We start from the raw sequence: 11224 nt of genomic DNA on the forward strand, positions 1-11224 counted from the left end.
GAAACCAGAGGCCGTAGGCCTGCATCAGTTCGCTGGTACCGATGAGAAAGCGGGTGGTGCCCGGCAACTGCTGGCCCATGTGTTCAAACTGGGCCACCACCTTGGGTACCACGGCGGTGAGCAGGATCGAGATAACCCCGATGGCGACACAGGTGAGCACGATGGGGTAGATCATCGCCTGCAGCAGCTTGGTGCGCATATGCTGGCGCTGCTCGGTGTAGTCGGCGAGGCGGTTGAGCACCTTCTCCAGATGGCCCGATTTTTCACCGGCCGCCACCATGGAGCGAAACAGCTGGTCGAACACATGGGGAAAAGCCCCCAGCGAGTCGGCCAGCGAATAGCCTTCCACCACCTTGCTGCGCACTGTGGCCACCAGAGAGCGCAAGTGGGCCTTTTCGCACTGCTCGGCCACCGCTTTGAGCGCCTCTTCGATCGTGAGACCGGCCCCCACCAGAGTAGCCAGCTGGCGAGTGATCAGGGCCAGCTCGGCTGTGCTGGCGCCGCGACGAAACAGGGCGAAGCGAGTCGCTTCCCGTTTCGCCTTCTCGGTGGTCTCGTTCACCTCGAGGGGGGTGAGCCCCTGTTCGCGCAGCAGCTGGCGTACCTGTCGGGCCGAGTCGCCCTCCATCACGCCGCTCTTGCTGCGCCCCTTGTTGTCGAGGGCCTTGTATTCGAATGCCGCCATCTCAATCTTCCCGGGTCACGCGCAGTACCTCTTCGAGGCTGGTCTGCCCCTTGAGAACCTTGTCGATGCCGTCACGGCGGATGCTGGGGGTGTGGCCGCGGATCAGCCGCTCGATGGCGAGCTCGCCGCTGGCACTGTGAATGGATTCACGCACCGCTTCATCGATCACCACCAGCTCGTGGATGCCGGTCCGGCCACGGTAGCCGGTGTGGTTGCACAGCTCGCACCCGACCGGGCGCCACACCTGCTGATCGGGGGCCAGCTCGATGCCCATGGCGAGGCGCTCCTGCTCGGTAATGGGGCGCGGGGCACGGCAATCGGGGCAGAGGGTGCGCACCAGCCGCTGGGCCAGCACAGCCAAGAGCGATGAGGAGAGCAGGAAGGGCTCGATCCCCATGTCCCGCATCCGGGTGATGGCGCCGATGGCGGTGTTGGTGTGCAGGGTCGACATCACCAGGTGACCGGTCAGCGACGCCTGCACCGCGATCTGGGCGGTTTCCAGATCTCGGATTTCCCCCACCATCACCACATCCGGGTCTTGGCGCAGGATGGCGCGCAGGCCGCGGGCGAAGGTCATGTCCACCTTGGTATTGACCTGGGTCTGGCCCACCCCTTCGAGGTCATATTCGATGGGGTCTTCCACCGTCAGGATGTTGCGGTCCCGCGAGTTGATTTCAGACAGCGCCGCATAGAGGGTGGTGGATTTACCGGAACCGGTCGGGCCGGTGACCAGAATAATGCCGTGGGGCTTGCGAATGAGCTCGCTGATGATGGTGCGGTTGGCCGCGGTCATCCCCAGCTGCTTGAGCTCGAGGCGCACGTTGTTCTTGTCGAGCAGACGCAGTACCACCCGCTCGCCGTAGCTGGACGGCATGGTGGAGACCCGCACGTCGACGGCGCGGCCGCCGATACGCAACGAGATACGGCCATCCTGCGGCACCCGCTTCTCGGCGATATCCATCCGCGACATCACCTTGATCCGCGAGACCAGCAGTGATGCCAGCTTGCGATGGGGGCGAAGGATCTCCCGCAGCACCCCGTCGATGCGAAAACGAATGACCAGTGCCCGCTCGAAGGTCTCGATATGGATATCGGAGGCCTCCTCCTTGATCGCCTCGCTCAGCATGGCATTGATGAGACGAATGATGGGGGCGTCGTCGTCGGCGTCCAGCAGGTCTTCGCTCTGCGGCAGCTCTTCGGCCAGGGCGAAGAAGTCCATCTCGTTGCCGAGATCTTCCATCAGCTGGCGCGCCTCGGAGGAGTCGCGCTGGTAGTGAGCCATCAGCAGCTCTTCGAAGGCCTCGTTGTCGAGCTGCTCCACCGCGAAGCTGCAACCCGCGACCCGCCGCACTTCCAGCAAGGCCTGCGGAGTGACGCCTGGGCGGCACTGCAATACAGGTGCCCCCTCCCGCTCAATCAGGATCACCCCGAAATTGCGGGCAAAGACAAAGGGGAGCTCGGGCAGTGGCGCAGGCCCGGCGCTTCCATCCAGATGGTAGGCACTCATCAGGGCTTACTCTGCACAAACGGGGTGGTGGTCTCGACAGTGTTCTGCTGTCTGCTCCGCATCTCGTTGATCTGCTTCTGGATCTCTTTTTGCAGCTCGGGCGACACCATCACATCCTGGCCATAGGCAGGCAATACCTGACGTTTGGGCGAGGTGAGATAGCCCTCCTGGGCAGCCGCATCCAGCTGTTCGGCGCGGAACAGGGAGTATTTGTTGCTGGAGACACCGGTATAGACGTCCGCATCTCGCAAGATGGTCGGCCGGATAAAGACCATCAGGTTGCGCTTGGAGGTGGTGTTGGAGGTGGAGCGGAACAGATAGCCCAGCACAGGAATATCACCGAGCAGTGGTACCTTGGAGATTTCTTCTTTGGTCTGTTCATCCATCAAACCGCCAAGCACGACTGTTTCACCGCTCTTCACCAATACCGAGTTTTTCACTGTACGGGTATCAAATGTTGGACCCAGGCCTGAGGTACCTTCAGCCTGTTTGCCAACACTGGAGACCTCCTGCTCGATATTCAGTAGCACCGAATCCCCTTCGTTGATCTGGGGGGTGACGGTTAACTTGGTTCCGACCGTTTTGCGCTCAATGGTATTGAAGACGCTGTCACTACTGGTCGAACTTTGAGTGCCTGTCTGGACAGGTACTTCCTTGCCTGCATTGAAAGAGGCTTCCTTGTTGTCCATGGTGACGATACTCGGGGTCGAGAGAATATCGTTCTTGGTATTGGAAGCCAGCGCTGTCGTCAGCATGGCCCAGTCGCCGTGATAGAAACCGGCGGCCATGCCATTTACGGTCGACATGAGTTTGGTAATGGGTTCCGGATTCCCGTTATCTTTGAGCTTGTCTGCTGTGACCTTCGAGGTAATGGGGACTCCGGTATCGGGATATTGAATCGAACCATAGTCGGCATGATTCCACTGTACCCCGAGGTTCAGACCATCGCTGTCAGCTATTTCGACGATGATCGCCTCCACCAGCACCTGGGCGCGGCGGATATCGAGCTTGGCCACCACCTGCTCCAGTTCGGACATCACGTCCGGCTGGGCGGTGATGACCAGCGCATTGGTGGTCTCGTCGGCTGAGATGGCCAGCTTGCCACCGCCGATGCTGGCGCCACCTGTGGTTGCGCCGCCGCCCTTCTTGTCGGCCTCGATGCTGGAGCTGACCCCCTTGAGCACCTCTACCATGTCTTTGGCCTTGCCATATTTGAGGTAGAAGACCCGGGTGTTGCCCTGGCTCTGCAGGTCGCGGTCGAGCTGGCGCACCATCTGGATGATGCGGGCGCGCGCTTTCGGCTCACCACTCACCACCACAGAGTTGGTGCGCTCGTCGGCCACCACCTTGGGGGAGAGCAGCAGGGAAGCGGTGCCCCCCTGGGGGTTGCCATCCTTGTTGAGGTTGGTCACCAGCCGCACCATTTCCCCCGCCGAGGCAAACTTGAGCTTGATGATGTCCACATCCTGATCGCCTGCGCGGTCGACCCGGTTCACCACTTCCACCAAGCGGTTGACCACGGCGGCGCGGCCGGTGATCAGCAGCACATTGGAGGGCTCGTAGTGCACCACGTTGCCACCGCCGGCGTTGTCGTTGAGCTGGCGCAGCAGCGGCGCCAGTTCACGGACCGAGACGTTGCGTACTGGAACGACCCGGGTCACCATCTCGTCGCCCATGCCCGGGTTGCTGCCATCCACCACCGGAATGGCGGAGGTTTTGGCATCCCGCGAACGCAGCACCTTGAGCACCCCGTTGTCCATCGGCACCACGGCAAAGCCGTAGACGTCGAGCACGCTCAGGAAGAACTGGTAGTACTGCTCCTCATTGAGCAGGTCGTAGCTGCGCACGTTGATCTTGCCGCGCACCGATGGCTCTATGATGATGGTTTTATTGAGGTTCTTGCCCACCGTATTGATGAACTCTTCAATGTCGGCGTTCTTGAAACTGGCAGAGTATTCGGTGGCCCAGGCTGAGCCCGCCATCATCAGTGCCGCTGCGATAGTGGCCAGACGCCAGCTTTTCCCTTTAGTGGTCATTATTGGTACGACTCCAAATCATTATTCTGACAAGCGCACATAGATGTCGAACTGTTCGCCCTGTCGCTCGACGGTCACTGTCATTTCCGTTGCGCCAGCCATCTGCTGCATCGCCTGCATGGCTTGCATGTTGTCCCGTAAATCCAGCCCGTTGATGCTGATGGCCAGGTCATTGGCCTGCAGCCCGCTCTGGTTGAAAAACTCAGGATTGCTGCCCGGATTGAGGCGATAACCGGTCATGCGGCCATCCACCTGAACCGGTGAAATATTGAGGTAATCGGTGATCTTGCCCGGATCGGCCATCAGCTCGCTGCGCAGGGAGCCAAGGGGGGCGGCGCTGGTCTGCGGCAGCGGCTTGCCATACTCCTCGCCATCCAGCATCAGGGTCTCGTCGCGGCCATCCCGCTCGATGATCACCCGATCCGGATAGACCTGCCGGATCCGCGCCTGGGTGCCGTCAATCATGTCACCGACCCCATAGGAGTTCTGGATGCCGGACATGGCGATGATGGCGATGGATTTGGTGGGATCCGAGCTCGCCAACACTCCGTTGAGCTGGGCATTGAGTTGGGTACGCGGCGCATTGGCGGCCACGGCGGCTTTGGCTTGCGCCTTGGGGATCGCTTTGCCAAACAGCGCCAGTCGGCTTACCTCGCCCAGTTCAAGGCGCGGGTTGTTCTGGCCGTTGACCGCTACGGCGGAGGGTTGCCACGGTTGGCTGGTTTGCGGGCTTGCCAGGGTGAGCAGACGCCAGGTGAGGGCGGCGCTCTGCTGGGCCAGCATGATCAGCAGCGCCAGAAAGGCCACCTGGGTGACTCTGGTCATGGGAAGCCGCCGGCACTGGGCCAGCAGCATGGTCAAGATGTCATCCCTGAATCGTAGCGTCATATTAATCAACAAATTCCAGGCTCTGGGGCGGCTGCGTATTGTGTACGGCGGAGTGCTGTGACACAACGGGTCGGGGCGCGCCAAACCGTAAAAATGGATATTTCATCACACCGTAAACCTTTGAATGCTCACAAAAGTGGCACTCAGGTGAGGTGCATCCTGCTTGCCAGCGAACATCAGGGTACGGTGCGTACTCACCCTCGCCAATCCTGCAGCGCCTTGAGGGTCACGCTCTGTCCGGCGACCTGCAGCACTATGTATTGCTGGTCGATGGTGGCGAGCACGACCCCCGGGGCGATTTCGCTCCCCTCCCGGTATTCCCGGCCATTGAGCACCACGGCCCGCTTGGCGGGGTTGGAGGAGAATACATGAGAGCCATAGCTAAATTGCGGTACCTGCTGGCGCACCGATTGGGGTGCCGAGCCCAGCGCCATCAACTGGGCCGGTTGCACGTTGTTCTGGCCGGGGGCGTGTGGCGTCTCCTGCAATGGGGTTTCATTGAGGGCTTTCATCAGTTGCTCGGCCAGACTCAGCGCGGGGGTATTTCCCTGACTGGTCCCCTCGTTTTTGGCCACTGCTCTGGGTTGGACCACCGGCTCCGGCAGGGGCGGGGGCAGCGGACGGGTCACCATTGCCTTGGGTTCAACCCGCACGAAGGACGGGGTGATCACCTCTTTCACCTCCACCTTCTCCTCGATGGGGCGCAGGTGGAGCAGATGCCAGCCATAGTTGGCGCCCGCCCCCAGCAACAGGGCCAGGGGAGCCAGCAGCCAGCCGATGCTGCGTGGGCTGCGCTCCTCTTCCCGGGGCATGGGCAAGCCCATGGCCGGAATATGGGCGGAGAGTTGCGGTTGCTGCGCACGGCGCAGCGCCTTGAGCAGGGTAGACATCAGGAGGCCTCCTCCAGTCTGGGCATGGGTTCACCGGAGAGGGCGTTGAGACGCAGCAGGGTGTTGCTGCCCGCGATGCCATCAGGGGTCAGCCCCTGATCCCGCTGGAACTGCTGCAGCTTGTTCTTGAGCTCGCCATCGAAACGGCGCACCTTGCGCTCGGGTTGTTGCAACGCACGGCTCAGGGCGTTGTCGAGCCACTGGATCTGGGTCTGACCGGCATTGCTGGCGATCAGGCTGACGCCCCCTTTGGGCATGCGCCAGAGCAGGGTGTAGCTGCCGCCCCAGTTGTCGCTGAGCCACTGGCGATCCACCTGCCAGCTCTGGTCACCGATCATCAGGCTGGCCTTGCCCGGCCCCAGATTGACCAGGGTCGCGTAGTAGAGGCCGCCAGTCTGGTCAGTGAGCGTGATCATGGCGGGATACTGCAGGGCGCGCAGCTCGTCGAGGCTTGCCTCTCCCTCCTGACAGCGCAGACCGGCGCGAGGGGCGTTGTCACAGGTTGCCTCAAACGGTTCCGGTTCATAACCCCAGACCCGATAGAGATTCTGCATGGCGCTGTCGGGGTCGATGGCCTGATTGATCGCTTCGGTCAGCTGCTCCTGCTGCTCGGCGGTCTCGTCGATGGTGACCGGCACCTCGACCTTGACTACCGGACGGGTGGGGAACACGCCGAAAAATTGCCAACCCCACCAGCCTGCGGCCACCAGCAGGGCGCCCGCCAGCGTCACCATCAGACCGGAGGCCCAGCTTCCTTCGTCCCGCACGCCATTGACCTCGAAGGCAGCCTGGCTGATATCGCCGTGGACAATCTTGTAGCTGCCACGGGCGAAAGCGGCGATCAGGGCGCGGTCACAGATGAGGTTGATGAAACGGGGAATGCCGCCACTCAGGCGATGAAGCGTCTTGATGGCGCGTGGGGTGAAGATGGGTTGTACGCAGCCTGCAACTTGCAGCCGGAAACGGACGTAGGCATCCACATCGCTGTGAGAGAGCGGCAGCAGGTGATAGCGGGCGGTAATGCGCTGGGCCAGCTGACGCAGCAGGGGTTGGCGCAGCATCTGTTGCAGCTCGGGCTGACCGATCAGCACCACTTGCAGCAGTTTTCGTTCGTCGGTTTCGAGGTTGGTGAGCAGACGCAGCTGCTCCAGTACGCCGGGCAGCAGGTGCTGCGCCTCATCCACCAGTACCACGTTGCGCTTGCCTGCCGCAAGGTTGGCCAGCAGGTGATCGCGAATAAGGTCGAACAGCCGCTTGATCCCGGCATCTTCGGGATAGGGGAGTTGAAACTCGTCACAGATGGCGGCCAGCAGATCCCGTTCGGTCAGGGAGGGGTTGAGGATGTAGGCGATCTCGGTCTCGGCGGGCAGCTGTTGCAGCAGGCAGCGGGAGACGGTGGTTTTGCCGGTGCCCACTTCGCCGGTCAGCAGTACAAAGCCGCCTCCATCTTGCAATCCATAGTTGAGATGAGCAAGGGCTTCGCCGTGGCGCTCGCTCATATAGAGGTACTTGGGATTGGGCGAGATGGAAAACGGGTGTTCCGAGAGGCCGAAGAACTGTGTGTACATGAGGGTATTCTTTTGTAGCCGGCGACAGATAAAAAATGTCTCCGGATGATAGCAAACCTCGCTTTCATTGGAAGCCATCATTGGCGCCGGAGGGCAGATTGCGGCCTTTTCCTGCCATCTTGTGATCCAGGTTGCGTCATTGGCACGAATCCGGATAACAAAATGACAAAAAATAGCTGTAAATAAAGGGAAATATCAATGTGGACGCGGTGTGACAAAGGCTATCAGCATGGCGCTGAACCGGTCATGGCAAGACCTGTTTGTGTACACTTTATGACGCCGGTTGCCCTGCCAGCCATCAGGGCAAGCTGGTCGGCATGTACTTGCTCAGTGGTGATCCTGAAACTGCGCGGCAATCTCCCTGAACTGCGCTTCGCAGGCGAGAAACGTCGCGACAATGCCGGGATCAAAATGGTTGCCGCTCCCCTTCACGATGATCTCCTTCGCTTCCTCATGGCTGAAAGCAGGTTTGTAGACTCGTTTCGAGATGAGGGCATCGTAGACATCTGCTACCGCCATCAAACGCCCGGAGAGGGGAATAGCTTCACCCGCCAGCCCAGCCGCAGGAAGGAGTTGGAGCCGAGCTGGGCTTCGGCGCTCGCCAGCGCATCGGCACCGATCTGCGGGTGGCGCTTCATGATGGCGAACTCCTCGTCGGTCAGCTTGCCCGGTTTGAGCAGGATGGCATCGGGAATACCCACCTTGCCCACGTCGTGCAGCGGCGCCGATTTGAACAGCAGATCAATGGTGGCGTCGTCCAGCGGATAGCGATCCCAATCGCTGCGACTGAGGCATTGCGCCAGCGCCTTGACGTAGTGCTGGGTGCGAATGATATGGGCGCCGGTCTCGTTGTCCCGGGTCTCTGCCAGCGAGGCGAGGCCGAGGATAGCCACGTCGCGGGTCAGGTTGAGCTCGTCGCTGCGGGATTTCAGCTCGCCGATCATCTGGTTGGTGCCGGCGGCAATCAGGCCGAACTCATCGTCCCGGATCACCGGCACCCGCGCCTCCAGATCACCACACTGTACCTGCGCCATGGCGCGAGTCTGATGCATCAGTGACAAGGTAAGGTTACGGCCATAGCCGCGAATGATGAGCCAGAGATAACCGAAGGTCACCACCATCACGAAGGCGATCTCCAGCAGGATGTAGTGCTGGGCATCGAGCCGAGGCAGGCTCTTGTCCACTGTGACCAGCCACTCCAGATCCTTGTTGAACAACAGGAAGAACACAGCGCCAAGCAGAGTCAGTGTGGTGAAGGTGAACAGGGAGAATTTGCGGGAAACCGGCATGGCCAGCGGCTGGTTCAGCACCAGGCAGGCATGATGCTCTCGCAGCTTGGCCTGCTGCCAATCCCGCTGCAGCGAGAGATCCGCCGCCACCAGAAAGCCCAGGGTGCTCATCCCCAACAGGATCTTGAGGTGGCTTTCCAGCGGAAAATTATACCGGATACCGTTGTAGCCAGAGAGCAGCAAGGCCCCCAGCAGGTAGAAGCCCACCTCCAGCCCGAAGCCTCCCAGCCCCTGACCGGACAGCGTCACCTTGCGCAGCAGTTGATCACGCAGGACAAACATGATGGCGAAGGTCACCAGCACAGGCCCCAGCAGCTGGGGCAGCGTGAGGCTCTCCAGAAACGGGCAGACCTGCAGCCCATAAAAACAAAACAGTGACAGGGTTACCCCGTAGTGCAGGGCGCAGCGCCCCGTGATCCTCTGCATATTCCCACCCATGTTGCTGGTTATTGTTATGTCGGCGGGAGGCCCGCCATTACAGGCGCCGCAGCAGCAGGCTACCTATGGAGTAGCCAGCGCCAAAGGAGCACAGTACGCCGCGAGCCCCCGCAGGAAGGTCGCGATTGTACAGATGAAACGCGATGATGGAACCCGCCGAGCTGGTATTACCATAGCTATCAAGAATGACCGGCGCCTCCTGCTGGCTGGCATCGTGACCCAGTAGCTTGCGACCGATGAACTGGTTCATGGTGAGGTTGGCCTGATGGAGCCAGAGCCGGCTCAGGCTCTCGGCGGGCCAGCCCTGCTCGTCGAGCTGGCCGGCAATCTGGTCGCACACCAGCGGCAACACCTCCTTGAACACCTTGCGCCCCTGCTGGCGAAACAGCTTGTCGTCGCCGTAGCGGGTGCGCGGGCTTAGCCGGTTCAAAAAGCCGAAGTTGTTGCGGATGTTGTTTGAGTACTGGGTCACCAGCTTGCTGGCTACCAGTTGCCACGGACTGGCCACCTTGCAATCGGCCTCCCGCTCCAGCAGCACCGCGGTGCAGGCATCGCCGAAGATAAAGTGGCTATCACGATCGCGAAAATTGAGGTGCCCCGAGCAGATCTCCGGATTGACTACCAGCGCCACGTTGGCGGTGCCTGCCGCCAGCATGTCAGCGGCTGTCTTGATGCCGAAGGTGGCAGACGAGCAGGCCACGTTCATGTCAAAGGCCATGCCGCTCGCCCCCAGATAATGCTGCAGCTCGATGGCCAGCGCTGGATAGGGGCGCGGCATGTTGGAGGCGGCGACGATCACCAGATCGATCTCTCCCGGCTCGCGGCCGGCGGCGATCAGTGCCTGCTCGGCGGCGGCCACCGACATCTCCACCATGATGGAGGGCATCTCATCGGGCCGCTCCGCCAGCAGCGGTTGCATGATGTCGGGGTTGAGTACCCCTTCGCGGCTCACCAGATAACGGCTCTTGATGCCGGACGCCTTCTTGATGAACTCGCAGCTGGAGTGCTGCTTGGCGGAGAGCTGGCCGGCGTCGATGGCGGAGGCGTTCTCCTCGTTGTAGAGATCCACATACTGGTTGAAGGCGGCCACCAGCTCTTCATTGCTGACGGCAAAGGGTGGGGTATAGAGGCCTGAGCCACTGATCACGATAGAGGTCATCTTTGCTCCTCGCCGGGTGCGTTCCCGGCTTGTCGGTTTATAGGGTAGAGAGGGTTAGAGCTGGTCGATCGCCGCTGCGAGACCCGCGAGAGTCAGCGGATGCATCCGTCCGCCAACCACGTCATTCATCAGCTTGATGGAGGGATGCCAGAGCCACTCCCGCCGCGGGGTGGGGTTGATCCACACCAGTTTGGGAAAGTGTTGCTGCAAGCGGGTAAGCCACACCTGACCCGACTCCTCGTTCCACTGCTCGACGCTGCCGCCGGGCCAGGTGATCTCGTAGGGGCCCATGGTGGCATCCCCCACCAGGATCACCCGGTAGTCGCTGCCGTAGGTGCGCAGCAGCCGCAGGGTATCGAACCGCTCCTCAAAGCGGCGGGCGTTATCCTTCCAGACGAAGTCGTAGAGGCAGTTGTGAAAATAGAAGTACTCCAGATGCTTGAACTCGTGGCGCAGGGCGGAGAAGAGGCGCTGTACCTCGGCCACGTGGGCATCCATGGAGCCTCCCACATCGAAAAAGACCAACAGTTTCACCCCGTTGTGGCGCTCGGGCCGCAACTTCACATCGAGCCAGCCCTGGCGGGCAGAGCTTTTTATGGTGTCGTCGAGATCCAGCTCGTCGGGATTGCCTTTGCGCACCCAGCGTCTGAGCTTGCGCAGCGCGAGCTGAATGGCACGCTGGCCGAGCGGTGAGTCGTCGCTGAAGTTGCGATAATGACGGGCCTCCCATACCTTGGCCGCCTTTCCGTGCTGCCCCTCTCCAC

At 61.2% G+C, this 11224-nt stretch carries 7 protein-coding genes and 2 pseudogenes; all 9 read right to left on the reverse strand.

Translation table 11 applies throughout. The features are described from left to right. A pseudogene (gene exeF, locus AB5Y92_RS12590) lies at window positions 1–685 on the reverse strand (GspF family T2SS innner membrane protein variant ExeF); the annotation flags it as partial. 1 nt (window position 686) lies between these two features. Next, complete coding sequence (exeE, locus tag AB5Y92_RS12595) at window positions 687–2192, reverse strand: GspE family T2SS ATPase variant ExeE (protein ID WP_164537442.1); 1506 nt, start codon at window positions 2190–2192, stop codon at window positions 687–689. Beyond that, entirely contained in the window at window positions 2192–4228 is a 2037-nt protein-coding gene (gene exeD / locus AB5Y92_RS12600; RefSeq protein WP_164537441.1) for a GspD family T2SS secretin variant ExeD, read from the reverse strand. The genes exeE and exeD overlap by 1 nt, the downstream gene beginning before the upstream one ends. Before the next feature lie 21 nt (window positions 4229–4249). Further along, window positions 4250–5083 carry a GspC family type II secretion system variant ExeC gene (gene exeC, locus AB5Y92_RS12605; RefSeq protein WP_272953602.1) on the reverse strand — a complete coding sequence of 278 codons (834 nt, stop codon included), beginning with the start codon at window positions 5081–5083 and terminating at the stop codon, window positions 4250–4252. A gap of 227 nt (window positions 5084–5310) precedes the next feature. Continuing rightward, window positions 5311–6006, reverse strand: a complete 696-nt coding sequence (exeB, locus tag AB5Y92_RS12610) for a GspB family T2SS assembly factor variant ExeB (protein ID WP_368226884.1) — start codon at window positions 6004–6006, stop codon at window positions 5311–5313. Continuing rightward, complete coding sequence (locus AB5Y92_RS12615) at window positions 6006–7574, reverse strand: ExeA family protein (protein ID WP_164537438.1); 1569 nt, start codon at window positions 7572–7574, stop codon at window positions 6006–6008. Before AB5Y92_RS12615 ends, exeB begins: the two co-directional genes overlap by 1 nt. Window positions 7575–7901: 327 nt before the next feature. Next, a pseudogene (locus tag AB5Y92_RS12620) lies at window positions 7902–9289 on the reverse strand (HD-GYP domain-containing protein). Window positions 9290–9338: 49 nt separating this feature from the next. Continuing rightward, a complete protein-coding gene (locus tag AB5Y92_RS12625; RefSeq protein ID WP_164537437.1) occupies window positions 9339–10460 on the reverse strand; it encodes a beta-ketoacyl-ACP synthase III in 1122 nt (373 codons plus the stop codon). Between the two features lie 54 nt (window positions 10461–10514). Further along, the coding region (locus AB5Y92_RS12630) for a VWA domain-containing protein (RefSeq protein WP_368226885.1) at window positions 10515–11224 on the reverse strand (710 nt) is incomplete at its 5' end.

The organism is Aeromonas sp. R1-1 (assembly GCF_040908495.1).
GTDB classification, from domain to species: Bacteria; Pseudomonadota; Gammaproteobacteria; order Enterobacterales; family Aeromonadaceae; genus Aeromonas; species Aeromonas veronii.